General features: G+C 71.0%; 24 protein-coding genes and 5 tRNA genes. 11 read left to right on the top strand and 18 right to left on the bottom strand.

Annotated features, from left to right (window positions below; genetic code table 11):
* Positions 1–84: 84 nt before the first annotated feature.
* Positions 85–1251, top strand: coding sequence for an L-rhamnose isomerase (rhaI, locus tag AB0436_RS25120; RefSeq protein WP_366470189.1), 1167 nt, complete (start codon positions 85–87; stop codon positions 1249–1251).
* A 9-nt stretch (positions 1252–1260) separates the two neighbouring features.
* On the opposite strand, the gene AB0436_RS25115 is transcribed toward rhaI, so the two are convergent.
* Positions 1261–1707, bottom strand: coding sequence for a hypothetical protein (locus AB0436_RS25115; RefSeq protein ID WP_366470188.1), 447 nt, complete (start codon positions 1705–1707; stop codon positions 1261–1263).
* 168 nt (positions 1708–1875) lie between these two features.
* Between AB0436_RS25115 and AB0436_RS25110 the strand changes: the two genes are divergently transcribed.
* A complete protein-coding gene (locus tag AB0436_RS25110; protein WP_366470187.1) occupies positions 1876–2427 on the top strand; it encodes a DsbA family protein in 552 nt (183 codons plus the stop codon).
* A 7-nt stretch (positions 2428–2434) separates the two neighbouring features.
* Here AB0436_RS25110 and AB0436_RS25105 read toward each other — a convergent pair whose 3' ends face one another.
* From AB0436_RS25105 to AB0436_RS25095, 3 genes are read right to left on the bottom strand one after another with little or no spacing between them, the layout of a single operon-like run.
* The gene (locus AB0436_RS25105; RefSeq protein ID WP_366470186.1) at positions 2435–3274 is read right to left on the bottom strand and encodes a GNAT family N-acetyltransferase; all 840 of its coding nucleotides are present in this window, start codon (positions 3272–3274) and stop codon (positions 2435–2437) included.
* Between the two features lie 41 nt (positions 3275–3315).
* Entirely contained in the window at positions 3316–4137 is an 822-nt protein-coding gene (locus tag AB0436_RS25100; RefSeq protein ID WP_366470185.1) for an aminodeoxychorismate lyase, read from the bottom strand.
* The gene (locus AB0436_RS25095) at positions 4134–5192 is read right to left on the bottom strand and encodes a chorismate-binding protein (RefSeq protein ID WP_366470184.1); all 1059 of its coding nucleotides are present in this window, start codon (positions 5190–5192) and stop codon (positions 4134–4136) included. The genes AB0436_RS25100 and AB0436_RS25095 overlap by 4 nt, the downstream gene beginning before the upstream one ends.
* Positions 5193–5336: 144 nt before the next feature.
* Between AB0436_RS25095 and AB0436_RS25090 the strand changes: the two genes are divergently transcribed.
* The 5 genes from AB0436_RS25090 to AB0436_RS25070 all read left to right on the top strand — a co-directional run bounded on the left by AB0436_RS25090 (position 5337) and on the right by AB0436_RS25070 (position 5804).
* Positions 5337–5409 (top strand) — tRNA-Gly (locus AB0436_RS25090).
* A 37-nt stretch (positions 5410–5446) separates the two neighbouring features.
* Positions 5447–5520, top strand: a tRNA-Cys gene (locus tag AB0436_RS25085).
* Position 5521: 1 nt separating this feature from the next.
* A tRNA-Val gene (locus AB0436_RS25080) sits at positions 5522–5593 on the top strand.
* A gap of 33 nt (positions 5594–5626) precedes the next feature.
* A tRNA-Val gene (locus AB0436_RS25075) sits at positions 5627–5698 on the top strand.
* Between the two features lie 34 nt (positions 5699–5732).
* Positions 5733–5804, top strand: a tRNA-Val gene (locus AB0436_RS25070).
* Positions 5805–5860: 56 nt separating this feature from the next.
* Here AB0436_RS25070 and AB0436_RS25065 read toward each other — a convergent pair.
* From AB0436_RS25065 to AB0436_RS25055, 3 genes are all read right to left on the bottom strand, one after another.
* Positions 5861–6166, bottom strand: a complete 306-nt coding sequence (locus AB0436_RS25065; protein WP_366470183.1) for a zf-TFIIB domain-containing protein — start codon at positions 6164–6166, stop codon at positions 5861–5863.
* A gap of 41 nt (positions 6167–6207) precedes the next feature.
* Complete coding sequence (locus AB0436_RS25060; RefSeq protein ID WP_366470307.1) at positions 6208–7131, bottom strand: aminoglycoside phosphotransferase family protein; 924 nt, start codon at positions 7129–7131, stop codon at positions 6208–6210.
* Between the two features lie 347 nt (positions 7132–7478).
* The gene (locus AB0436_RS25055; RefSeq protein ID WP_366470182.1) at positions 7479–7685 is read right to left on the bottom strand and encodes a hypothetical protein; all 207 of its coding nucleotides are present in this window, start codon (positions 7683–7685) and stop codon (positions 7479–7481) included.
* A gap of 622 nt (positions 7686–8307) precedes the next feature.
* Between AB0436_RS25055 and AB0436_RS25050 the strand changes: the two genes are divergently transcribed.
* A complete protein-coding gene (locus AB0436_RS25050; protein WP_366470306.1) occupies positions 8308–9495 on the top strand; it encodes a protein kinase in 1188 nt (395 codons plus the stop codon).
* Positions 9496–9683: 188 nt separating this feature from the next.
* On the opposite strand, the gene AB0436_RS25045 is transcribed toward AB0436_RS25050, so the two are convergent.
* From AB0436_RS25045 to AB0436_RS25010, 8 genes are all read right to left on the bottom strand, one after another.
* Complete coding sequence (locus tag AB0436_RS25045) at positions 9684–10502, bottom strand: RNA methyltransferase (RefSeq protein WP_366470181.1); 819 nt, start codon at positions 10500–10502, stop codon at positions 9684–9686.
* 74 nt (positions 10503–10576) lie between these two features.
* Complete coding sequence (cobA, locus tag AB0436_RS25040; protein ID WP_366470180.1) at positions 10577–11815, bottom strand: uroporphyrinogen-III C-methyltransferase; 1239 nt, start codon at positions 11813–11815, stop codon at positions 10577–10579.
* Positions 11816–11992: 177 nt separating this feature from the next.
* Positions 11993–15349: a nicotinate-nucleotide--dimethylbenzimidazole phosphoribosyltransferase gene (cobT, locus tag AB0436_RS25035; protein WP_366470179.1), complete on the bottom strand. Its 3357-nt coding sequence runs from the start codon at positions 15347–15349 to the stop codon at positions 11993–11995.
* Between the two features lie 310 nt (positions 15350–15659).
* Positions 15660–16838, bottom strand: coding sequence for a precorrin-6y C5,15-methyltransferase (decarboxylating) subunit CbiE (gene cbiE, locus AB0436_RS25030; protein ID WP_366470178.1), 1179 nt, complete (start codon positions 16836–16838; stop codon positions 15660–15662).
* Between the two features lie 89 nt (positions 16839–16927).
* The gene (locus tag AB0436_RS25025; RefSeq protein ID WP_366470177.1) at positions 16928–17566 is read right to left on the bottom strand and encodes a GNAT family N-acetyltransferase; all 639 of its coding nucleotides are present in this window, start codon (positions 17564–17566) and stop codon (positions 16928–16930) included.
* 143 nt (positions 17567–17709) lie between these two features.
* Entirely contained in the window at positions 17710–18570 is an 861-nt protein-coding gene (locus AB0436_RS25020; protein ID WP_366470176.1) for a MetQ/NlpA family ABC transporter substrate-binding protein, read from the bottom strand.
* A 90-nt stretch (positions 18571–18660) separates the two neighbouring features.
* Positions 18661–19332 (bottom strand): methionine ABC transporter permease, encoded by a 672-nt coding sequence (locus AB0436_RS25015; protein ID WP_366470175.1) that lies wholly within the window; start codon positions 19330–19332, stop codon positions 18661–18663.
* Positions 19329–20372 carry an ATP-binding cassette domain-containing protein gene (locus AB0436_RS25010; RefSeq protein WP_366470174.1) on the bottom strand — a complete coding sequence of 348 codons (1044 nt, stop codon included), beginning with the start codon at positions 20370–20372 and terminating at the stop codon, positions 19329–19331. Before AB0436_RS25010 ends, AB0436_RS25015 begins: the two co-directional genes overlap by 4 nt.
* 549 nt (positions 20373–20921) lie before the next feature.
* Between AB0436_RS25010 and AB0436_RS25005 the strand changes: the two genes are divergently transcribed.
* Together AB0436_RS25005 and AB0436_RS25000 are read left to right on the top strand one after the other, a co-directional pair.
* Positions 20922–21281, top strand: coding sequence for a hypothetical protein (locus tag AB0436_RS25005; RefSeq protein ID WP_366470173.1), 360 nt, complete (start codon positions 20922–20924; stop codon positions 21279–21281).
* A gap of 2 nt (positions 21282–21283) precedes the next feature.
* Positions 21284–21727, top strand: a complete 444-nt coding sequence (locus AB0436_RS25000) for a hypothetical protein (RefSeq protein WP_366470172.1) — start codon at positions 21284–21286, stop codon at positions 21725–21727.
* A 33-nt stretch (positions 21728–21760) separates the two neighbouring features.
* On the opposite strand, the gene AB0436_RS24995 is transcribed toward AB0436_RS25000, so the two are convergent.
* The 3 genes from AB0436_RS24995 to AB0436_RS24985 form a co-directional block, all read right to left on the bottom strand.
* Positions 21761–22264 carry a GNAT family N-acetyltransferase gene (locus AB0436_RS24995; RefSeq protein WP_366470171.1) on the bottom strand — a complete coding sequence of 168 codons (504 nt, stop codon included), beginning with the start codon at positions 22262–22264 and terminating at the stop codon, positions 21761–21763.
* Between the two features lie 37 nt (positions 22265–22301).
* The gene (locus tag AB0436_RS24990) at positions 22302–22796 is read right to left on the bottom strand and encodes a sigma-70 family RNA polymerase sigma factor (RefSeq protein WP_366470170.1); all 495 of its coding nucleotides are present in this window, start codon (positions 22794–22796) and stop codon (positions 22302–22304) included.
* Between the two features lie 105 nt (positions 22797–22901).
* Positions 22902–24047, bottom strand: coding sequence for a glycerophosphodiester phosphodiesterase (locus tag AB0436_RS24985; protein ID WP_366470169.1), 1146 nt, complete (start codon positions 24045–24047; stop codon positions 22902–22904).
* 243 nt (positions 24048–24290) lie between these two features.
* On the opposite strand from AB0436_RS24985, the gene AB0436_RS24980 reads away from it, so the two are divergent.
* Positions 24291–24962, top strand: coding sequence for a lysophospholipid acyltransferase family protein (locus AB0436_RS24980; RefSeq protein ID WP_366470305.1), 672 nt, complete (start codon positions 24291–24293; stop codon positions 24960–24962).
* The last annotated feature ends 11 nt before the right edge of the window (positions 24963–24973 follow it).

The following is a 24973-nucleotide window of genomic DNA, read 5'->3' as shown; positions in this document are numbered from 1 at the left end:
CGAATGTCAGTGCAAGGGTTGACTGGGCCGGTTACCGCCGCTAGCTTGCCGTTTAATGAATCGATTCACCCAAGGGGTTGAGCCATGCCCGGATCCTCGGCCGTGCGAGCCGCGCTCACATCGCAGGCCATCGAGACTCCGTCCTGGGGCTACGGGAACTCCGGCACCCGGTTCAAGGTGTTCGCACAGTCGGGCGTCCCCCGGGATCCGTTCGAGAAGCTGGACGACGCGGCACAGGTGCACGCCTTCACCGGAGTGGCGCCCCGGGTTTCGCTGCACATCCCGTGGGACCGGGTCGACGACTACGGCGCGCTGGCTTCGCACGCCGGGAAGCTGGGGCTGACGCTCGGCGCCATCAACGCGAATGTCTTCCAGGACGACGACTTCAAACTGGGATCGGTGACGCATCCCGACCCCGCCGTGCGCCGCAAAGCGCTCGCGCTTCTGTTGGAGTGCGTCGACATCATGGACGCCACCGGATCGTCGGATCTGAAGCTGTGGTTCTCGGACGGCACCAACTACCCGGGCCAGGACGATGTGGCGACGCGCCAGGACCGCCTCGCCGAGGCCCTGGCCGTGGTGTACGAACGGCTCGGCGGCGACCAGCGCATGCTGCTCGAGTACAAGCTCTTCGAGCCCGCCTTCTACGCCACGGACGTCCCCGACTGGGGCACGGCTTACGCCCACTGCCTCAAGCTCGGCCCGAAGGCGAAGGTCGTGGTGGACACCGGCCACCACGCACCGGGCACCAACATCGAGTTCATCGTCGCCCTGCTGCTGCGCGAGGGAAAGCTCGGGGCCTTCGATTTCAACTCGCGTTTCTACGCGGACGACGACCTGATGGCCGGGGCAGCCGACCCGTTCCAGCTGTTCCGGATCATGCACGAGGTGGTCGTCAACGGCGGTCTGGAACCCGGCGCACAGGTCGACTTCATGCTCGATCAGTGCCACAACATCGAGGCCAAGGTGCCGGCCATGATCCGGTCGGTGATGAACGTCCAGGAGGCCACCGCGAAGGCTCTCACGATCGATGCGGCGGCGCTCGCCGCGGCCCAGCGCTCCGGCGACGTGCTCGGTGCGAACGCCGTACTGATGGACGCGTACAACACCGACGTCCGCCCGCTCCTCGCCGGGCTCCGCGAGGAGCAGGGCTTGCGCCCCGACCCGTTCTCCGCCTATCTGGCGTCGGGGCGGCAGGAGCGCATCGCTGCCGAGCGCGTGGGTGGCACGCAAGCCGGTTGGGGGGCCTGAGCAGCCCCGTCAGATCCCGTGCTTCTTCAGGATCGCCTCGACATCGGTGAAGTCGTCCGTCGTCGCGGCGGTCCTGGGCTCGTCCTGGGTCTGCGGCTTCGGCGCTGTGGCACGACCCGGCAGCGAAGGCGCAGAAGCGGCGGGAGCCACCGCGTCGCGCTGTGCCTCCTTGGCCGCCTTGCGTTCCTTACGGGTGCTGCCGGAGCGGCGCTCGACGGCTCGGGTGACGACGAAGAGCAGCCAGGCGACCCCGAGCAGTCCGAAGCCCAGCCAGACCGACGGCTTGAAGACCATGCCGGCCACCCAGCCGACCACACCCGTGAGTACCAGCCCCACCGGCACCAGGGAGTAGGCGGCGATACGGGTGGCCGACAGGAAACGCTTGCGGTACGCCGTGATCGCTGCGATGCCCAGCCCTGCCGCGGACACCGCGGAACAGACGGTCTCGGCAATCATCCGGTCTCCTCCTGCCGTGGGTGCTTCCCTCCATCCTGCACCTGAGTACGGCACCCGGGCCACGATCCGGTAGCACCTCAGGGACATCTCCGGGGCGGATCCTCCTCAGGTCCCGTTCCTGTCGGGTCCGGGTTGGGCCCCCGGCCGCGCTGCTGGGAGACTGACCGCATGAGCGACTCCTCCCCCGCGCGCCCCGTCGTCCTGGACGTCTGGTGCGAGCTGCAGTGCCCCGACTGCCGCAGTGCCCTCGACGACCTGCGCGCGCTGCGCGCCCGCTACGGCGACCGGCTCGACGTGCGGCTGCGGCACTTCCCCCTCGACAAGCACCGGCATGCCTACGCCGCCGCTCAGGCCGCCGAGGAGGCGTTCGAGCAGGGGAAGGGCTGGCCGTACACGGAAGCCGTACTCGCTCGCACCGCGGAGCTCGCGGCCAAGGGTGAGCCGGTCCTGCTCCAGGCCGCCGGGGAGCTGGGCCTCGATAGCGACGAGTTCGACACCGCCCTGATCGACGGCAGGCACCTGCTGACCGTCGACGCCGACCAGGCCGAGGGCCAGGCGATCGGGGTCACGGGCACGCCCACCTATGTCATCGGCGGGGAGCGGCTCGACGGGGGCAAGAGCCAGCAGGGACTCCGGGAGCGCATGGAGGAGATCACCGACCGGCTGCTCGCCACCGACGCCGGTACGGGTGCGGCCCCCGGCTCCGACGCCGGCCTTTAGATCGGACCTAGAGCAGCGGCTTCGCGTAGTGCCGCTGGATGGCCCGGTACCCGAGCGACTCGTACAGCCGGACGGCCGGGGTGTTGTCGGCGAAGACGTTCAGCTTGATCAGCCGTGCCCCGGCCGCAAGCGCCTCGCGCTCGGCCACCCGCATCAGGGAACGGCCGTGGCCGCGGCCGCGGTGTTCCTCGGCGACCTCGACGTCGAAGACGAAGGTGCCCTGTTCACCGGGGCGTACTTCCGTCCCCGCGACCCAGACGTGCCCCACCACCTGCCCGTCGACCACGAGGACGTCGAACGTGGTGCCCGCGGTGGCGAGACCGTCGGGGAGGTTCGTACGGTGATCGGCCTCGGACTTGGCACGTGCGTCGGCCTCCGGGACCCCCCGGTCGATCCAGACCTGCGCGTAGCTGAGGACTGCCTCGGCCCGCCAGCGCGCGAACTCGTCCTCGCGCATGCCCCGGTAGTCGACGCCCGCGGGGAGCGCGGGCGGCTGTTGGGGCAGTTCCTTGAGCATGTGTCTGCTGCGTTCGGTGTAGCCGAGTGCGGCGGCCATCCGCAGAGCGGCGGTCTCCTCGGCCGGCACCGAGCCGCGCACATGGGCGCAGCCCCAACCGCGCAGCACCTCCTCGGCGGCGAGCGCGGCGACCGTGCCCCGACCACGGCCGCGGTCCGGCTCGTCGATCCGCAGACCGGCGATGACGCCCCAGCGCGAGCCGAAGGAGGGGTCCGTGCGGAGTTCCACCGCGCCCACCGGGCGGCTGTTCACGCAGACCTGATACGCACGTGTCTTCGCGCCGTCGGCGCCCTGCTGGAGCGGCCCGGTCGGCCGCAGGGTGGTGGTCACCAGGGAGTTCTACCCAGCTTGTGCCGCCCCGTCATCTCGATTTACGGGTCCAGGTCATCCGCAGCGCGCTCGTCCCAGATCCGCATGGCCTTCGCGGCCACCGGGCCCGGCGATTCGCTGAGTTCCCGTCCGTCGATCCGGTGGACGGCCTGCACATCGCGCAGGGTGGAGGTCAGAAAGATCTCGTCGGCGCGCTCCAGGACGTCCAGCAGCAGATCGCTTTCGCGGGCGCCGGTCCATTCGAGGGTCAGGGCGCGGGTGATCCCGGCCAGGCAGCCGGAGGTCAGCGGCGGGGTGTGCAGTTCGCCGTCGATGGCCACGAAGACGTTGGAGCCGGTGCCCTCACAGAGCCGGCCCACGGTGTTGGCGAACAGCGCCTCGGTGGCGCCGTCGGCGTGTGCTCGGGCGAGCGCGACGACGTTCTCGGCGTACGAGGTGGTCTTGAGGCCGGTCACCGCACCGCGTTCGTTGCGCGTCCACGGCACCGTCACCGCGGCGGTGGTGTCCGGGCGGCGCACCGTCTCGCCGACCGCGACGACCAGCGTGGGACCCGCGTCGCCGCGGTCGGATCCCAGGGGCGAGAGCCCGCCGGTGTAGGTGATCCGCAGCCGGCCCAGCGGCATCGGGTTGGCGTCCAGGACCACCGCGCAGGCGCGCCGCACCTCGTCGAGGTCCGGGTCGGGCAGTCCGAGGCCCCGCGCGGAGCGGGTCAGCCGGTCCAGGTGACGGGTCAGCGCGAAGGTGCGCCCGCCGGTCGCCTTGACGGTCTCGAAGATGCCGTCTCCCACGGTCAGACCGTGATCGAGAACGGACACCAGCGCGGTGTCGGCGTCCTGCAGCCCGCCGTTGACCCAGATGTTCATGGGGTGGTCCTTCCGATCGCCTCGTTCGCGCCCGACGCTATCGCGAGCAGCCGGGACGCCTTCAGCTCGGTCTCGTCCCATTCACCCTCGGGGTCGGAGCCCCAGGTGATGCCGGCGCCCGCGCCGAAGCGCAGTGCGGGGCCGCCGTCGGCGGCGCGGTCGATCCAGAACGTCCGGATGCCGACCGCCAGTTCCGCGGTGCCCCGGTCGGCGTCGACCCAGCCGATACCTCCACAGTAGGGTCCGCGCTGCGCGGGCTCCAGTTCCTCGATGATCCGCAGGGCGCTCGCCTTCGGCGCCCCGGTCACCGAGCCGGGCGGGAAGGTGGCAACGAGCAGCTCCGGCCAGCCGGCGCCGGCGGCCAGTTCACCGCGGACCGTGGACACCAGGTGGACCAGTCCGGGGTAGGGCTCGATCCCGCAGAGCTGCGGCACGGTGACCGAACCGCCGGCGCAGACCCGGCCGAGATCGTTCCGCACCAGGTCCACGATCATCACGTTCTCCGCGCGGTCCTTCTCCAGGAGGTCCCCGGGGGTGCGCGCGGTTCCCTTGATCGGTCCGGATTCGACGGTCCGGCCGGTCCTGCGCAGGTAGAGCTCGGGGGACGCGGTGGCGATCTCCACACCGTGCGCCGGGAGCCGTATCGTCCCACCGTACGCGCCGGGGTTGCCGGTGGCGAGCAGCGAGGTGAGTGCGTCGATGTCGGCGGTGGCCGGGGCGGGCAGCGGTGCGGAGAGCACCCGGCAGAGGTTGACCTGGTAGACGTCACCGGCCGCCACGTGGTCCCGGATGCGCCGGACGCCCTTGGTGTACGCCGCACGGTCGAGCGAGGACGTCCAGTCACCGGCTGCGGGGCCCCGCCAGCGGCCCGGGACCGCGGCGGGCACCGGTTCCGTACGGACGTCCCCGAACCTGGCGCAGACCAGTCGGCCCTCGAAGTCGGCGGTCACCGCCCAGAAACCGGACGAGTCGAGGGCTGCCGGGTCGTCGGTGACATCGCGCAGGTCGGAGGCGACTCGGCGGCCGAAGCGGGCCAAAGGATCGAGGTGGGGCACGGTGACGAGTCTAGGACCGGCCGCCGACAGCCGACTCCGGAGCGAACGCACCGCAGCACGCTGCGGAAACGCGTTTTTGTACTGGCCCGGGAATCCGCTAGAGTTCACCACGTCGCCGGGACGCGCGAGTGGCCCCGGAAACAAGCGGACGTGGCTCAGTTGGTAGAGCATCACCTTGCCAAGGTGAGGGTCGCGAGTTCGAATCTCGTCGTCCGCTCGATGTGGGGATCTTCCCGACCCCCGTACTCACTCCTGGTGGAGTGGCCGAGAGGCGAGGCAACGGCCTGCAAAGCCGTCTACACGGGTTCAAATCCCGTCTCCACCTCCAAGGACGATTAGCTCAGCGGGAGAGCGCTTCCCTGACACGGAAGAGGTCACTGGTTCAATCCCAGTATCGTCCACTGGATCCCCCGCTACGGCTGGGTGTCCGTCCCGCGCGATTAGCTCAGCGGGAGAGCGCTTCCCTGACACGGAAGAGGTCACTGGTTCAATCCCAGTATCGCGCACGCAGTAGTGACGACAGATCGAAGATCAACACCCGCGCGATTAGCTCAGCGGGAGAGCGCTTCCCTGACACGGAAGAGGTCACTGGTTCAATCCCAGTATCGCGCACGGACACCGAAGCCCCCGGCCGTTTCCACGGCCGGGGGCTTCGTCCGTTCCTCCGGTCAGGAGGAGAAGAGCATGTGGCCGAACCCCCTGTTGTGATGACCGTGATGGCCGCCGTGCCCGCCGTAGTGGCCGCCGCCGTGCTGCTGCGGGGCGCCCCAGACCGGAGCCTGCGGGGCGGCCGGATATGCCTGCGGCGCCGGTGGTGCGGGCGGGACCTGCTGTCCCCACTGGGACTCGAGACGGGTCAGCGACTCGAGCTCGCCGTAATCGAGAAAGATCCCCCGGCAGCCGCTGCACTGTTCGATCTGGACGCCATTGCGGTTGTACGTGTGCATCGGTGCATGGCATTTGGGACACTGCATGCTCGGCTCAACTCCTCGCCGTCGGTTCGGACGTGTTCACCCTACGATGACGGCTCGCACGCCAACTCGGCCGGGAGTGCGGCGATTCGGGAACACGAGTCCAGCATGATCTGCTCGGCGTCGTCGAGTGGCCGGTCGGCTGCGGCGGACTTGGCCAGGGCCAGGGCGGCGGTCTGCACGGTCAGCGCCCGCGCCGGGACGTCGAGTTCGGGCCAGGGATCGCCGGTGGGGCGTACCGCAGGGCCGCCGGCCCCTCGGTAGGCGGCCAGGAACCGGGTCCAGACGTCCGGGGAGAGCAGACCCGCCGCGTACCAGGCGGCGGGGCGGGCCAGGTCCCAGGCCGGGTCACCGACCCCGAGGTCGTCGATGTCGATCAGTAGCCAGGGACCGTCCGGTGCCGGGTGTCTGACGAGCTGGCCCAGGTGCAGATCACCATGGCAGAGCCGGCCGGACCGGGACAGCGGTACGGGGCTCTCGTCGCGGGCCCAGCCGGGAAGGTTCCGCCAGGCGGCCAGTACCGGTTCGGCCGTGTTCGGGGCGGGCAGCGCCGCTCGCATCCGGGCCAGGGCGCGGGCCGCCTTCGCGGGGCCACGCATCGGCGGCAGCGGGCCCGGCAGCGCGCCGGGCGCCACCGTGTGCAGCCGGGCGAGCAGCACGGCCGCCTCTTCCCAGGGCGCGGCATCGGGCGCGGCCGGATCGACGGGCGTGCCGTACGGCCAGGCGGTCACCGGCCGGGAGCCGCCCGGGGTGGGGCACGCCAGCGGGGGCAGCAGGATGCCGGCGAGGGCGTGATGCGCGGCGACGGCCACCCGCACCGCGAGGGCGGCGGGTTCCGCGTCAGGTGCATGCGCTTTCGCCACGGCGTTGCCGTGCCGCACCACTGCGCCGTCCGGGCGGTCCGCGAGGACGGCGGGGCCTGCCCCGCAGCCGGAGCAGGGCGAGTGTCCCGGGGGACGACCTGGCAGGCACCCCGGTGGGTGCGCGGCGCGCTCGGCGGCGGCGGTCAGGGTACGGACGAGAGCGGAATCGGCCACGGTCTCCTCCGGGGGTCCGGTGCGCTTGACTCGCGGGAGTATGACCCGCGGAGCGCTCTGCGCGGTACTTCCCCGTGTGGAGCTTCCCGCATCGGTTGGCTGGGGGGAGCCTACGTGGAATCCCCCGACCGCACCGCGTGACGGCCCCGAACAGCGCGATGTCCGGTCAGCTCCCCAGCTGACCGGACAAACGCTGCCGTCCGCCGCACCCCCGTCCCCACGGGGCTGTTGGCCGGATGTCCCTGGCCCGGACCGCTCTCCCGGGCCCGGGGCGCCGCTCAGCGCCCCAGCATCACGCCCACGGACGACGCCTGTGTGACCACTGCCTGCCAGCCGCCGAAGGCGACCATGAGCAGAGCCGCGACGGGGAGGACCATGGCGGTCGCCACCAGCGGGTGGCGGGTACCGGGCCGGCGAACGCCGAACGCGGCGAATGCCTTACGCCCCTGCGTGCGGATCACCGTCCGCGATGCCGTAGCCGCCATGGTCCCTCTCCTGTCGAGTTGGCCTGTCGAGTTGGTCTGTCGAGTTGGCGAGCGGCGGATGTCGACCTCGGGGGACGAGTGCTGCACCCGCCGCTCGACCTCAAATCTAGGCGCGCTCGCAGCACCGGTCGTCATGCCCGCGTACTGATTGCCGGGCCTCCCGGAGGATGAGCCGTCGCCTGCAGATCTACTCCCCTGGGTGGAGACCCGTGTCCGGGTCTTGGGGTCTTCCCGGAAGGGACACCCGTCCTGCTGCCCGTCGCTTTCCCTCCGGGGCCGGCGAAATGGTGACTTCGCTCACTTCCCGGCCCCCTGCGCGGGCCGTGCTTCCGCTCCCACGGCCCACCCGCACGGCCTCTGTTTCCCGGCTGGAAGGGGCGTCTGCGGCGGGCACTGCGGCCGCCGTCCGGTGACCCCTCATCGGTCCAATGTCCTTTCCGGGCCGGACCCTTGACATCCCGCTGGGAGCAGCAGCCCTGGCACCGCGCTGCTCTGACCGCTGTTCAGTTCCGGTCCGCGGCGCCGACAATCCATCGGGCCGCGAGGGCGCGGCCTATGAGCACGCCGGGCCGAGGGTACGTAAGCTGTGCCTCGTCAGACGGACCGGGCAGCGGGGATGGACATGGCGATGATGCGGCTCCGGCGCGAGGATCCGCGTGTCGTCGGCTCGTTCAGGCTTCACCGACGGCTGGGCGCGGGCGGTATGGGGGTGGTGTACCTCGGCTCCGACCGGCGCGGGCAGCGGGTGGCGCTCAAGGTGATCCGGCCGGACCTGGCGGAGGACCAGGAGTTCCGCTCGCGTTTCGCCCGCGAGGTGTCCGCCGCCCGGCGGATCAGGGGCGGCTGCACGGCACGACTGGTCGCGGCGGATCTCGAAGCCGACCGCCCGTGGTTCGCGACGCAGTACGTGCCCGGGCCTTCGCTGCACGACAAGGTGGCAGACGAGGGGCCGTTGTCGGCGGCCGAGGTGGCCTCCATCGGCGCGGCGCTCTCCGAGGGCCTGGTGGCGGTGCATGAGGCCGGAGTCGTGCACCGGGACCTCAAGCCGTCGAACATCCTGCTCTCGCCCAAGGGCCCCAGAATCATCGACTTCGGCATCGCCTGGGCGACCGGCGCCAGCACCCTCACCCACGTCGGTACGGCGGTCGGCTCACCCGGGTTCCTCGCGCCCGAGCAGGTGCGGGGCGCCATCGTGACGCCCGCCACGGACGTCTTCGCGCTGGGTGCCACCCTGGCTTACGCGGCGACTGCCGACTCGCCCTTCGGGCACGGCAGTTCCGAGGTGATGCTCTACCGCGTCGTGCACGAGGAGCCTCATCTGTACGAGGTGCACGACGCACTCGCCCCGCTGGTCAGGGCGTGCCTCGCCAAGGACCCGGACGACCGGCCCAGCACGCTGCAACTGTCCATGCGGCTCAAGGAGATCGCGGCCCGCGAGGCGCAGGGGATCTCGGAGGGCAGGCCGCCCGGGCAGCGCCGCGCCGCGGAGGCGGACCGGCCGACGGGTCGGCTCGCCCCGTCGCAGACCGAGCAGTACACCCAGCGGCGCGCGGAAGGCGCGCCGACCCCACGGCCGCAGGCCGCCCGTCCGGCGTCGCCGCGCAGCGGCGCCCGCCCGCCTGCGCCGCGCGGCACGAACCGCTCCACGGGTCGGACGAACGGCCGTCCGGGCACGCGTCCCGGCACCCGTCCGGCCGCGTCGGGACGGCGACGGGGGCCCAGCCCGCGGATGCTGCGGCAGCGGCTGATCGTGTTCGTCGTGGTGACGCTGATCGTGCTGGTGGGCATCGCGGCGGCGCAGCAGCTCTGAGCACCGCCCTCCGGTCAGTCCGGCGGGCGGCCCGTGGCGGCCGACCGTATACGGCACCGTGGGCGCCGGCGTGAGGGAACCTCCGCCGGAGGGGTCCAGCAGCGCGGCGCATACTGCGGTTTCGCGGACGCGGGGGCAGTGTGGTCCGGCCGAGAGCGCGTCTGGCCCGGGGCCGCCGATGGGCGGGATCAGGCGACGCGCGGCCGGGTGGCGTAGAAGGCCACCGCCGAGGCGGCTGCCACGTTGAGGGAGTCGACACCGGCATCCATCGGGATACGGACGTGCTCGTCGACCACGGCGAGGGTCCCGGGGGCCAACCCGGCGCCTTCCGTGCCGAAGACCAGGGCGAGTTTCTCGTCCTTCCGCGCGACGAGTTCATCGAGTGTGATCGCTCGGTCGCTCAGGCAGAGTGCGGCGACCGTGAAGCCCGCGGAGCGCAGGACCTCGACGTCGTTCGGCCAGGACTCCAAGCGAGCCCACGGCACTTGCAGGACGGCCCCCATCGAGACCTTCACGGACCTGCGGTAAAGAGGATCGGCACAGCGCGGGGTGAGGAGGACCGCGTCGACGCCGAGGGCAGCGGCGTTCCTGAAGGCAGCCCCCAGGTTGGCGTGATCGACGATGTCCTCGAACACGGCGACTCGCCGAGTCGCACTCGCCCCCAGCAGCTCGGACGAGCTCGGCAGCGGTTTGCGCTGCATCGAGGCGAGGGCGCCGCGGTGCACGTGGTAACCGGTCACCCGCTCGGCGAGCGCCGGGGTCACCGCGTACACGGGGGCCGGGGCCTCGTCGATGACATCGCGCATCACGTCGACCCATTTGGCCGACAGCAGCATCGAGCGCATTTCGTAGCCGGCCTGCCGGGCTCGCCGGATGACCTTCTCGCCCTCGGCGATGAACAGTCCCTCGGCGGGCTCCCGCTTGCGCCGGAGTTCAACGTCGGTCAGGCCCGTGTAGTCGCGCAGGCGGGGGTCTTCGGGGTCGTCGACGGGGATGAGATCTGCCACAGGGTGATACTGCCTTGTCCTGGGTGAGGTGCCAACGGCTGAGCACCGAGACGGCTGGGGGTGCTTCGGCCCTGCTACGGAAGGCGGCGCGAAGGTCCCACGCCGACGACGGCGCCGATCACGATGACCGCGGGCGGACGCACACCCGCTGACCTGGCCGTTTCGCCCACGGTCGCCAGCGTGGCGTCGACCCGCCGCTGAGCCGCCGTGGTGCCCTCCTGGACGAGGGCCACCGGAGTCTCCGGGGGCTTTCCGTGCTCGATCAGAGCACTGGCGATGGCTGCGATCTTGTCCACGCCCATCAGGACGACCAGGGTGCCGCGGAGCGTGGCGAGGGCCGGCCAGTCAACCAGCGAACGCTCGTCGTCGGGGGCGACATGCCCGCTGACCACGGTGAACTCGTGGGCCACCCCGCGATGGGTGACCGGAATCCCGGCGGCGCCGGGGACGCTGATGGAACTGGAGATGCCGGGCACCACGGTGTACGGGATGCCGGCCTCGGCGAGGGCCTCGGCCTCCTCCATGCCCCGGCCGAAGACATAAGGATCGCCGCCCTTGAGCCGTACGACGGTCCTGCCCGCCCTGGCGTGCTCGATCAGCGCGTTGTTGATGGCTTCCTGGGGCATGAAGCGCCCGTACGGGATCTTCGCCGCGTCGATCACCTCGACATGCGGAGGCAACTCGGCGAGCAGGTCGCGCGGACCGAGCCGGTCGGCGATGACGACATCGGCCTCGGCCAGCAGCCGGCGGCCGCGCACCGTGATCAGGTCCGGGTCGCCGGGTCCGCCGCCCACCAGGGCGACGCTCGCGGTGTCGGTACGGGTGCGGTGATGCGGGGCGGCGAGCGTGCCGTCGTGCAGGCCCTCCACGATCGCGTCCCGCACGGCGGCCGAGCGGCGCGGGTCGTGGCCGGTGAGGACGGCCACGGTCACGCCCTCGCTGCGGCCGGTGGCCGGCGTCCATGCGGTGGCGGCCTCGGCGTCGTCGCTGCGTACGCACCAGACCCGGTTCCGCTCGGCCTCGGCGGACGCCCGCTCGTTCGCCTCGGTGTCACCGGTCGCGATCAGCACGTACCAGGCGTCGGCGAGGTCGCCGTCCGCGTAGGCGCGCCGCTCCCACCGGATCTCGCCCGCCTCGGCCATGGCTTCCACGGAGGGAGTGGCCGAAGGCGACACCAGAACGATGTCGCCGCCGGCCGCTATGAGCGTGGGCAGCCGGCGCTGCGCGACCTGTCCCCCACCGATGACGACGACGCGCCGGCCGGAGAGGCGGAGGCCTACGGGGTAGGCGGGGTACTCGACGTGCTCGGCCATGGGGTGGCTGGCTCCTCGCGGCGGGGAGGGGTGCGGTGGGGGCCGCTGCGACGGTGAAGCGGCTGGTGGGGCGGGGTCTGACAGCCCTGGGGACACTTTACGTTCCCGCGCTGCGCGGCGGGCGGCCGAGGGCACCGGGAATCGGCGTTCCCGGCCCTCGGCCCGCTGGACCGACCGCTACTTCTCGGTTACGCCGGCCGAGTCGAAGGTGGCCACTTCGTGCATGGCCCTGGCCGCGCTCTGCACCACCGGCAGGGCGAGCAACGCGCCGGTGCCTTCGCCCAGCCGGAGGTCGAGGTCGACCAGCGGGCGCAGCCCCAGCTTGTTGAGCGCGGCCACATGACCGGGCTCCGCACTGCGGTGGCCCGCGATGCACGCGGCCAGTGCCTCGGGGGCGATCGCCCGGGCGACCAGCGCCGCGGCTCCGGCGCTCACGCCGTCGAGGATCACCGGCGTACGGAGTGAGGCGCCGCCGAGCAGGAACCCGACCAGCGCGGCGTGTTCGAGGCCGCCCACTGCCGCGAGCACCCCGATCGGGTCGGTCGGGTCCGGGTGGTGGAATTCCAGGCCGCGGCGCACGACATCGACCTTGCGGGCGTGCATCTCGTCGTTGATTCCGGTGCCCCGGCCGGTGACCTCCGCCGGATCCAGACCGGTGTAGACGCAGATCAGAGCGGCCGACACGGTGGTGTTGGCGATGCCCATCTCACCGGTGAGCAGTCCCTTGTTGCCGGCCGCGACCAGATCGCGGGCGGTCTCGATACCGACCTCGATCGCGGCCAGCACCTCATCGCGGCTGAGCGCGGGCCCGGTCGTGAAGTCGGCGGTACCGGCGCGGACCTTGCGGGGCAGCAGTCCGGGGGTGGCGGGGAGTTCACCGGCCACGCCCACGTCGACGACGCAGACCTCGGCCCCGACCTGGTTGGCGAAGGCGTTGCAGACCGCTCCGCCGCCGAGGAAGTTGGCGACCATCTGGGAAGTCACTTCCTGCGGCCACGCCGTGACGCCCTGCGCGTGCACCCCGTGGTCACCGGCGAAGATCGCGACGGCGGCGGGCTCCGGGACCGGCGGCGGGCACATCCGGGACAGACCGCTGAGCTGCGCGGAGATGATCTCCAGCATGCCCAGCGCACCGGCGGGCTTGGTCATCCGCTTCTGGCGCTCCCACGCCTCGCCGAGCGCCTTGGCGTCCAGCGGCCGGATGTTGGTGATGGTCTCCCGGAGCAGGTCGTGCGGCTCCTCGCCGGGCAGCGCGCGGCGGCCGTACGTCTCCTCGTGCACCACCCAGGACAGCGGGCGGCGCTTGGACCAGCCCGCCTGCATCAGTTCGGGCTCCTCGGGGAATTCGTCGACGTATCCCACGCAGAGATAGGCGACGACTTCCAGGTGCTCGGGCAGCCCGAGCGCACGGACCATCTCGCGCTCGTCGAAGAAACTGACCCAGCCGACACCGAGTCCCTCGGCGCGGGCGGCCAGCCAGAGGTTCTCGACAGCGAGAGCCGAGGAGTACGGGGCCATCTGCGGCTGGGTGTGACGGCCCAGGGTGTGCCGGCCGCCACGGGTGGGGTCGGCGGTGACGACGATGTTGACCGGGGTGTCGAGGATGGCCTCGATCTTCAGTTCCTTGAACTGCTTGGCGCGGGCCTTGGGGAGCGACTTGAGGTAGGTCTCGCGCTGGCGCTGCGCCAGTTCGTGCATGGAGCGGCGGGTTTCGGCCGAGCGGATGACGACGAAGTCCCAGGGCTGGGAGTGGCCGACGCTCGGCGCGGTGTGCGCGGCCTCGAGGACCCGCAGCAGTACCTCGTGCGGGATGGGGTCGCTGCGGAAGCCGTTGCGGATGTCGCGGCGTTCGCGCATGACGCGCAGGACGGCTTCGCGCTCGGCGTCCTCGTATCCGGGCGCGGCGGCCGGTGCGGGCGCGGCGGCTTCCTGATCGGCGGGCCCGGCAGGCTGCGCGGCGGCAGGCTGCGAGGCGGTGACGGGTTCCGGCGCGGGAACTGGCTCCGGGGCCGCGGAGCATTCCGGCGCGGCGGCGGTCTCGGCGACGGACGCGGACGGGTCCGGCAGCGTCGCGAGCTGTGGTTCCTGCTCCTGGAGGGGCGATTCGGGGGCCTCGGAGGGACCTTCCGGCTCCTCGACGGCCTGCGGCTCTGCCGACGGCCCACCGTGACGGGGGGCGGGCACCGCGACCGCTGCCGGCCCGGATTGCTGCTCCCCGCTCTGTATGGGTACGACGTCGGGCACCGGTACGGTCTCGGGCGCCGGGGGCTCGACAGGCGCCGCCGGAGCCGCCGCGCTCGGCTCGGGGGCGGATTCCGGCGCGGGCGGAGCGGCCGACGACTCGGCTTCCGGCGCCGCTTGGGCCGCTGCCGCGGCATCGGTGGCCGTGGCGTCCGTCTCAGCCGGTCCGGACGCGGTCTCGGGCTCCGGCTCGGCGGGCGGGGCCACCGCGGACGCCGGTGTTGCCGGCTCCTCGACCGGTGCGTCCGTCGGCTCCGCGAGGGAGCCTACGGACGATTCCGGTTCAGCCGGCTGCGGCTCCGCCGGGGCGGGCGCCGCATCGGCGGAACCGATGGGCTCGGGCACGGGAACGGCCTCGGCGGGGGCAGTCATCACAGCCACCGGCGTCGGGGCCAGGTGGGGGGCGGACGGCAGCGAACCCTCGACCGGGACGAAGCCACCCGTCGAGTCCGGTCCGGCAGCGGTGGGCGCGGCTCCGGCGGAGACGGCAGGCGCGGCGGGTGCGGCTTCCGCAGGGGCGTGCGTTGCGGCGAGGTGTGCCGCGGCGACCGGCGGCTCCGCCCCGGTCGGGGCGACGGCCGGCTCGGCAACGACCGGCTCCGCGGACTCGGCCGGGCGGGGCACGGCGGCCGCCTCCACCTGGCCGGCCGCACTGGGCTGCGGCAGCGGGTTCCATTCCATGGCTGCCTGCGGAGGGATCTCACCGAGTTGCGGCCCGGGCAGCGCTGCCGCGTCTTCGCGAGTGAAGTCCAGATACTCGGGGCCCATGGTCTGCGGCCCGTTGTCCCGTACCGGAACCGGCCGGGCGGGCGCCGCGGTGGGGCCGCGATCGGCCAGCGAACGCACCACTCCGCCGGTGGAGTCGGGGACCTGCGGGCCCATGTGCAGGGGCCTGCGCGGCGGGGGGGCAGCGGCGGACGGTGCCTGAGCGGGGGTCCGTACCGCCCCGAAATCCACCGCGCCGGTGTCGCGCCCGCCGGTCTCGTGTGCGTCGGGTTCCGGCGCCGGCGCGGCGGCCTCAGCGGTTCGCGGATCGAGCCGGGCCTGCGCTCCCAGCGGGCTCTGCGGCTCCAGCGGGCTCTGCGGCTCGAACTGCAACTGCGGCTCGAACGGGGACTGCGGCTCGCTCCAGGCGCCCTGGGCACCTGGCATCAACAGCAGATCGTCGTCCTCGGCAGGATTTTCGGAGGGGTCGAGGTAGGTGTACGCACCGGGGGCGGGGATGCCCGGCTGCTCCACCATGCCTGCGTTCTCCGGCGGTCCCTCGGCCGGGACCTGGCCGGTGTCGGTCATGCGTACCCCTCGCCCATCCATAGTGCTCCTTCAGCCCTTTACCGGGACGCCCGTACTGAGAACAACGAGCGGGCGCTCCGCTCGGTACGAAAGGCCTGCGGGAACTCAGTATTGTCACGGCCGTTCGGCGCCGACAGAGGTTTCCGCTGCGGTTCGCTGTGGGCTGCGCCACGTTGCGCGTCCCCCGGTGCCGCCGTACCACACCGGGCCCAAAACGGTCCCTTTTTCCGGACATTGGCGAACGAAGCGCCGAACCCCCAGCTGCGGTACAACAGTCGGCCAGCCTACCCCGCGCCATTCCTGGGCAGGGTCAGGGGCCACTTTCCGGACGCCTGCCCGACACCAGGAAGACCACGGAGCGCTCCCGCTCCGCCCAGGACGCGGTGTCCAGGGCAACGGACTGCAGCAGGGCGCATTCGACGACGTAGCCGCCCTCCGCCAGGGCCGCGCCCAGCGCCTCGGCCTCGTCCCGGGTTCCGGCGTGGGTCACGATGCGTTCGGGTCTGCGGTCGGCGCAGGCCGTGACAACTGCCACTCCCCCGCCCCCGATCCGTACGACATCGGGTTCCGGCAGCCGCTCGAGCACATGAGGCGCCCGCCCGTGGATGATCTGCAGCTGCAGGCCGAAGCGACGCGCGACGGCGTCGGTACGGCGGCATGCCGCGGGATCGGCGTCGACCGCGATGACCGCGGCGCCGAACCGTGCCGCCTCGGTGGCCAGCGCTCCGCTGCCGCAGCCGATGTCCCAGACCAGGTCGCCGGTGCGGGGGCCGAGGCGGCCCAACTGGGCGGCGCGCAGGGTGGCGTGCTCGCCCTCGCCCAGGCCCTCCCCGTACTCGGCGGCCGGCAGCGCCCAGCCCCGTACGGCCGCGGTGTCCGGGGCGCTGCTGCCGCCGATGACGATGACCACATTGGGATCGCGCCAGGTGTGGTCGGCGGCCTTGTCCGAAGTGAGTACGGTGACCGCCTCCCGTGCGGTGCCGAGTTCCTCGCAGATGACGAAGGTCCGGTGGACCCCTTCGAGCAGCAGGGCGAGTTCGGCGGGCCCGGCCCCCGGGGAGGTGAGGACGGCGACCTTGGGGTGCGCCCGGCAGACGTTGACGGCACGCCGGAGCGTACGCGGGTGTGCGACGACGACCTCCGCGTCGTCCCATGGCATCCCGGCCCGGGCGAAGGCGGCAGCGACCGAGGAAACGGCGGGGACCACCTCGACCTCCAGGCCGTACTCGGGAGCGCGCAGCGTGCGCACCACTCCGTGGAAGCCGGGATCCCCATCGGCGAGGACCACCGCGCTGCCGCGGTGGCCGGCGATCCGGCGGGCGGCCAGACTCACGCTGCCCAGGCGGATCCGCTCGGCGCCCGGGGGCACTTCGGGGAGCGCGAGGTGGTGGCCGGCCCCGGCCACCAGGGTGGCGGCGGCGAGCGCGGAGCTGGCTGCCGGGGTCAGGGGGGAACCGTCCCAGCCGATCACCGTGACCCGGTCGGCCATCGTCGTCAGTCTCCTGGAGTTGTTGCAGGTGGGAAGTGGGGACAGCGCACCGTGAGCGTACCCGCTGCGGCTTCGCGCGGACGAGGAGGTCAGTTCCAGTCGCTGAAGTTTCCGTACCCGTTCGCCTCGGCCAGCTGGTCGGCGACCCCGTCCAGGTCCTCGGGCAGCAGGCTCCACACGATGAGGTCGGTGCGGATGTCGGTCCAGCCGCCGCCCTCGACCTGGGTGCGGGCTATCCAGGCATTGCGCAGCACGCCTTCGCTGATGCAGCCGATTTTCTGGGCGACCTGCTGCGCGGCGGTGTTGTCGGCCGGGGTGCGCAGCTCGATGCGCTCGAACTTCTGGTCGCGGAAGAGCCACTGCGCGATGGCAAGGACCGACTCGGTGGCATATCCCTCACCGCGCGCCCAGGGCGCGGTGATGTAGCGGACCTCGGTGGCCAGGGTGCGCCAGTTGGTGGCGCGCAGGTGGATGGTGCCGACCAGTCGCTGGGTGAGGAACTCGGTGACGGCGAGCACGATGCCACGACCTGCCGTGCGCTCGGCAGGAGCGATCCTGCGGACCCAGCGCTCGCCGTCGATGGGCCGGTACGGATGCGGTGCCGCGGTCCAGGCGGTGACCATCTCGTCGTTCATCATGTCGGTCAGCGGCGGGATGTCCGCCTCCTCGAACGGGCGCAGCACCAGCCGGTCCGTACTGATGGAGATGTCCGGGAGGGTGGTCGTCATGCGCTGCTCCATGGCCGGGGACCGGGTAAGAAACCACAGCATGCAGCATGGGGACCGTGCTCCGCGTGGCCGGGTGCGCGCGGGGAGGCCCCGCGTACCACGTGAGGGTACGCGGGGCCTGCGCCCTAGGGGCCGCTGGGCAGTCAGGACTTGACGGTGCCGAAGGCGGGGATGATCGCACCCTGGTACTTGTCCTCGATGTACTTCTTCAGCTGCGGGGAGTTGAGCAGCTTCGCGAGTTTCTGGACCCGCGGGTCCTGCTCGCTGCCCTTCTTGACCACCAGCAGGTTGGCGTACGGGTTGCCCGCGGCCTTCTCGAGCACCAGGGCGTCCTTGGCCGGCTTGAGCTTCGCGTCGATGGCGTAGTTGCCGTTGATGACCGCGGCGTCGACGTCGTTCAGTGCGCGGGGCAGCGTGGCGGCCTCGAGCTCCTTGAACTTGAGGCCCTTGCTGTCCTTGATGTCGGAGGGCGTCGCGGCCTGGCCGACGCCCGGCTTGAGGGTGATCAGGCCGTTGTCGGCGAGCAGCTTGAGGGCTCGGCCCTCGTTGGTCGTGTCGTTGGGGACGGCGATCGTCTGGCCGGCTCTGATGGACTTGAGGTCCTTGTCCTTCTTGGAGTACAGGCCGAGCGGCTCCAAATGCACGCTGACGACCGGCACCAGATCGGTGTGGTTCTTCTTGTTGAAGTCGTCGAGATACGGCTTGTGCTGGAAGAAGTTGGCGTCGACCTGGCCGCTCTCGGTGGCCGTGTTCGGCAGGACATAGTCGGTGAACTCCTTGACCTGGAGCTTGAGACCGGCCTTCGCCGCCAAATGGGTCTTGACGTAGTTGAGGATGTCGGCGTGCGGGACCGGCGAGGCGGCGACGACCAGCGGCTTGCTGGTGTCGGCCTTGGCGCCCTCCGGCTTGCTCGACGGGTCGGAGGACGTGCCGCAGGCGGTGAGGCCGAGGGCCAGCGCAGCGGTGGCAGCCGCGGCCGCGGATATCTTGACTGAGTTACGCACGAAAAGTGCCTCTTTCCAGTGGTGCGGGATGACGCCCGGACAAGGAGTGCGGGCTCTGTGGAGAAGAAAGTTCGTGGGGAGTGAGGGGCTCTACGAGGACGTGCGCCCCCGGCGCTCCAGGAGCCGTACCGCGCCGTCGCCGATCAGCTGGATCACCGTGACGATCACCACCAGGACGATCACCGTCGCGATCATGAAGTCGTTTTCGAAGCGCTGGTATCCGTAGGTGATCGCCTTGGAACCGAGCCCTTCGCCGCCGACGGCACCGGCCATCGCGGAGTAGCCGATCAGCACGATGACGGTGGTGGTGATCCCGGAGATCAGCGAGGGCAGCGCCTGCGGCAGCAGTACCTTGCGGACGATGGTGGGCACGCTGCCGCCCATCGATTGGACGGCCTCGACCAGGCCGTGGTCGACCTCCCGGACGGCCGTCTCGACCAGCCGGGCGAAGAACGGTATTGCGCCGATGGCCAGCGGCACGATCATCGCGGTCGGGCCGATGAAGGTGCCGACCACGAAGGTGGTGAAGGGGATCAGCGCGATCAGCAGAATGATGAAGGGCAGCGAGCGCCCGATGTTCACCACGACGCCGACGACCTTGTTGACCGGGCGGTTCTGCAGCAAGCCGCCCGAGTCGGTGAGTACCAGGAGCACGCCGAGCGGCAGTCCGACCGCCACCGTGACCACCGTCGACCACAGCACCATGTAGAGGGTGTCGATGGTTCCCTGGGACAACAGGGGCTGCATTTCCGACCAGCTCACTTGACACCCTCCTCGACCAGCGCGGCCGCGCCGGTTTCCGTACCGGCCACTTCGACCTGGAGGCCCTGTTCCCGCAGGAACCCGATGGGCACGACGTTCTCCTCGAAGGGACCGGGGAGTTCGATACGCATCCGGCCGACCTGATTGCCTCCGATGGTGTCCATCGCGGCGCCCAAGATCGAGATGTCGATGTTGTAGGTGCGTGAGAGTTGCGAGATCACCGGCCGGGCGGCGCTCTCCCCGTGGAAGGTGACGTCGATGACCGTGCGGTCGGGTCCGGACGGGGCGCCTCCCACCGGGAAGAGCTCGTGGGCGAGTTCGGAGCCCGGTGTCGCGAGGAGTTCGCCGACGGTTCCCGACTCGACGATCCTGCCGCGCTTCATGAGTGCGGCGGAGTCGCAGACGGTCTTGACGACCTCCATCTCGTGGGTGATGAGGAGCACGGTGAGCCCCAGTTGCCGGTTGAGGTCGCGCAGCAGGTGGAGGATCGAGCGGGTGGTCTCGGGGTCGAGAGCGGAGGTCGCCTCGTCGGAGAGCAGTACCTTCGGGTCGCCGGCCAGGGCCCGCGCGATACCGACCCGCTGCTTCTGACCGCCGGACAGCTGTGCGGGATAGGACTTCGCCTTGTCGGCGAGGCCGACGAGGTCCAGCAGCTCCAGCGCCTTGCGGGCACGCTCACGGCCGGAGATCCCGAGGATCTCCAGGGGCAGCTCCACGTTGTGCTGCACGGTGCGCGAGGACAGCAGGTTGAAGTGCTGGAAGACCATGCCGATCCGGCTGCGCGCCGCGCGCAGCTGCTGTCCGGCTCGCCTGCCGTGTCCGGCCAGTGCGGTGAGGTCGACGCCGTCGACGCTCACGGTGCCCGAGGTGGGCCGCTCGAGGAGGTTGACGCAGCGGATGAGGGAGGACTTTCCGGCGCCGCTCTGGCCGACGACGCCGAACACCTCGCCCTCACGGACATGCAGATCGACGCCGTCCAGGGCGGTGACCTCACGGCCTCGCGAGGCATAGACCTTCGTCAGCCCGGTGGTGGTGATCACAGAATTTCCGTCACTGTCGAGTGCACGGCGCAATGTCCGCCGGGCACGGGGCATTCGTCTGGAAGCGCGGCACGGCCCTACCGGTGAAGACCGGAAGGCAGTCGTGCGCGGGGCGAACTCGCTGGTCGTACCGGTGGGATGTACGGACGCGCAGCGGCTCGGCTCTCGGTCCCGCTTCGGGGCGCGGGACTCGGGGCGGGGGCCCTCAGAAAGTGCGCATTCGACACATACAACGGGCACCGGGCGGGCGGATCGCCTCGGTCGCAGGGATGCGGCTGCTCGTCGTGGTCATGCGGCAAGTAAAGCAGACCGGTGCGGCCGCCGATCACCGATGTCCGTATAGCGGACATGCTTGGACGGGGGCGAGACCCCTGCCCCGATCGCGGGTCCACCCGGCGCGACCTGCGCCGACGTAGTGCGAGAGGTCGACGCGACCCCGGCGCGCAGTCGGCCGGGCAACCACCGCGCTGTGGCCAAGGCCACGGCTGCCGGGCCCAGCGGTCCGGGGCGCGCGCAGCGGGCCCTGCGGGCCGTAATACCCTCGAGTCCATGCTTGACGCCCTGACGATCGCGGTCGCGGTGGCCGCGCTCGCCCTCGCCGCCTGGTGCGGCTATGCCGCCTACCGTGACCAGCCCACCAAGGACTGGCACTTCATCGGCATGGCCGTGGTGTCGGCGCTCGCACTGGCACAGCTGGTGATCGGTGTGGTGGAACTCGCCCGGGGCGAGCAGCCGGACCAGGGCAAGGCGATCTTCATCGCCTATCTGATCGGTGCCTTCGCGGCTGTGCCCGCGGCCGGGTTCCTCTCGCTGACCGAGCGGACCCGATGGGGCTCGGTCACGGTGGCCGCGGGCGCGGTGGTTCTGGCCGTACTGGAAGTCCGGCTCTACGACATCTGGGGAAACTGACGATGACCGCAGCTGAGGAGAAGCCCCGGTATGAACTGGGCACCGGCCCGGGCCGGGTTCTCGTCTGGTTCTACGGGGTGTTCACAGTCGCGGCGGCGTCTCGCTCGATCGTTCAGATGATCATGGACTTCGGGAAGGCGCCGCTCGCCTACAGCCTGTCGGCCGTGGCGGCCGTGGTCTACGGCTTCATCACGTACTCGCTCGTCCGCGGCGGCGAACGGGCCCGCAGGGCGGCGCTGGTCTGCTGCGCCGCCGAGCTGGTCTTCGTGCTCGTCGTGGGGACCTGGACGCTGGCCGATCCGGGCGCCTTCCCGGACGCCACGGTCTGGTCGGACTACGGGATGGGCTACGTCTTCATCCCGGTCATCCTCCCGGTGCTCGGCATGCTCTGGCTGCGCAGGGCCGGCGCGGCCGGGGGCGGAGCGTCGGCGCCCGGGAGGATGTAGCCCGCTCGTGAGCAATACGGCGCCGGACAGGACCTAGGCGCTCTTGACGTACGCCTGGGCCGCGGCGTCCTTCTCCAGGGTCACGATCTTGAGGGCGGAGCCGACCTCTTCCGTCGCCACCGGTACGTACCCATGGCTGCGGTACAGCCGGAGGTTGCCCTCGCTCCGATGGCCGGTGAAAAGCTGGAAACGCCTGGCGGCCGGTTCGGAGGCGAACCGCGCCTCTATGGCGGTGAGCAGCCGACCGCCGAGACCGTGCCGCTGCATCCGGGGGTGCACGATCAGCTTGGAGATCCGTGCCGTGCCCGACGCGTCGACGCCCCCGCGCACCGAGGCCACCACTTCGTCGCCGAGCCGGGCCACCAGTGCGTGTCCCTCGGCCATTTCGGCCCTCAGGCCGTCGAGGGTCTGGGTGAGCGGTTCGATGGAGTAGTCGCCGTAGAGTTCGGCCTCGCTCTGGTAGCACAGGTACTGCAACTTGAGTATCTGCTCGGCATCCTGCGCGGTTGCCGCTGAGATGGTCACGCTCATGCCCATGTGTGCATGCCTCCCGCTCACCTGTTCCACCGGTTGTCTAACGCTCCTTTCCCCACCGGCCGGGCGCGGCAACCTCCGACGTCAGCATTCGCCGCAGACATCCCAGACAACGGGAACGAACCGGCCCCAAACTGCCCTGTGACATACCCAACTCTCCGGCGATCTCGCGATAGGTGGGGTCGGCCGGCGAGAGCATCGCGGTCAGCACCTGGGGGCAGCGCCCCGGCGTCCGGCGCACGGCCGCCCGCACCACGCGGCGGCGTTCCGCGGTGAGCAGGAACTGCTCCGGGCGTACGTCGGGGCCGGCCGATGGCTCGACCGCGTACGGCAGTTCCCGCCGGGCCTGCCGCCGGGCGCGGCGCGCCTCGGCGCGGACCGCCGCGCGCACCCAGCGCCTCGGCTCGGCCGGGGTCTGTTCCAGCAACCGGACCCAGACGGCCTGTTCGAGATCGGCGGGATCCACCCCGGCCGCGAAGGCTTCGGCGGCCGCCTCGGCGGCCAGCAGCGGGCTCAGTTCGTTGACGAGGTCCATGCCGGTCGTAACGCGGCCGCCGCCACGCATGGTTGCCGCGGCGGCCGCATATCACTCGTACGGGGACAACTCGCTCGGGAACGATCGGCGAGAAGAACCGTCGTCTCAGCGGTTGTTGAAGTCGGCGGCCGCGAGCAACGCGGTGTCCGCATTGTCGGAGAAGACCCCGTCGATGCCGGTGTCGAAGTACGTGCGGAACGCGCCGAAGGCGTCGCCGTAGGCGTTGGGATCCGTACCGCGCCGGAAGTCCGCAGGCAGAAAGGTGTTCTCGTTCCGCATCGTGTACGGGTGGAGCACCAGCCCCTGCGCGTGGGCGTCCCGTACCAGCGTGGTCGGTTCGGTGAGTCTGCCCGCGGCGTCCTTCGGGATGATCGAGTCGAGGGTGGGGCCGATGCCCTGGGCGTAGGAGGAGATCCACCTGAGCCCTTCGGGGGCCTGCAGGTCGGCGACCGTGCGCGGGTCTCCCGCTTCGACGAAGTCCCAGGGCCTGCTGTCGGGGCCGGACAACAGCACTACGCCGGGCGTGGTGACGAGCCGGGAGAGCCGCTGGATGGAGCTGGGTTCGAAGGACTGCAGGAACTGCGGGGAGTCGCGGTGATCGCGGCCGTACCTGCGCAACAGGGCGACCAGCGGTTCCTCGAGACCCAGGCCGAGCTTGCGGAAGTACGTCGGGTGCTTGGTCTCGGTGTAGAGCCAGACGGGCCTGCCGCGTTTGCGGCTCTCCTTCTCGGCCCAGCGCAGCACCTCTTCGAAGGTGGGCACGGACCAGCGGCCGTCATAAAGGGTGTTGTGCTGGCGGGTGCCCGGAATGCGCTCCTTGGCCCGCAGCCGCTTGATCTCGGCGAGCGTGAAGTCCTCGGTGAACCACCCGGTGATGGCGACGCCGTCGACGGTCTTGGTGGTCCTGCGGTCCGCGAACTCCGGGTGCGCGGAGACATCCGTCGTCGCCGTGATGTCGTTCTCGTGACGGCAGATCAGGTGCCCGTCGCTGGTGGGCACCACGTCCTGCTCGACGATGTGCGCCCCGAGGTCCAGGGCGTGCTGGTAGGAGCCGATGGTGTGCTCGGGCCGGTAACCGGCGGTGCCGCGGTGTCCGATGATCGTGGGGACGGGCAGTTTCCGGTAGGACGCGCCGTGGCCTCCGCTGCGCTCGTCGGCTCTCGCCGTTCCGGAGAATCCGAGCGCGGCCGTACCCAGCACCGCCGCGCCCAGAACCGTACGCCGCCCGGGGCCCCTGTCCGTGCTCTGCATGAACACACCTCCATGTGATGTCCCGCACCTGCTGAGCCTGAAGTGCCCGATGGTAGGCATTTATGGCTTGCGCGGTGGTAGATCTGGACGCAACACGAGAACACTGTGTACCGAGAACACTGTGTATCGGGTGGATGAACCCGATGTGCGCGCGGACACAACCCGCGAGTATCGTCCTCACCTGCAGAGACCTCGCAGCACATACCTAGTGTCGGCCGACCGGCCATGACTCCGGAGGAACCGTTGTCCCGACTCGCGCTCATCAAGGCAGTGCTCGGACCGATCATGCGCCTGATGTTCCGCCCGCAGGTGGAGGGCGCCGAGAACATCCCTGACACGGGTCCGGTCATCCTGGCGGGCAACCACCTGACGTTCATCGACTCGATGATCATGCCGATCTGTCTGGACCGTCAGGTCTTCTTCATCGGCAAGGACGAGTACGTCACGGGCAAGGGCATCAAGGGTCGGCTGATGGCCTGGTTCTTCACCGGCGTGGGCATGATCCCGGTCGACCGTGACGGCGGACGCGGCGGTGTCGCAGCCCTGATGACGGGCCGCCAGGTGCTCGAGGACGGGAAGGCCTTCTCGATCTACCCGGAGGGCACCCGCTCCCCCGACGGCCGCCTCTACCGCGGCCGGACGGGCATCGCCCGGCTCACCCTGATGACGGGCGCGCCGGTGGTGCCGTTCGCCATGATCGGTACGGACAAGATCCAGCCCGGCGGCTCGGGCCTGCCGCGCCCCGGGAAGGTCACGGTCCGCTTCGGCGAACCGATGGAGTTCTCCCGCTACGACGGGATGGGCCGCGACCGCTATGTGCTGCGCGCGGTGACCGACTCCGTGATGGCCGAGGTCATGCGCCTCTCGGGCCAGGAGTACGTCGACATGTATGCGACGAAGGCCAAGGCGGCCTGACCTCCCGGCGG

Origin of the sequence: Streptomyces sp. NPDC051322, from assembly GCF_040689485.1 — a bacterium.
In the GTDB taxonomy this organism is placed as follows: domain Bacteria; phylum Actinomycetota; class Actinomycetes; order Streptomycetales; family Streptomycetaceae; genus Streptomyces.
Note: the sequence above shows the minus strand (reverse complement) of the source record. Positions and strands in the feature narration are given on the sequence as shown.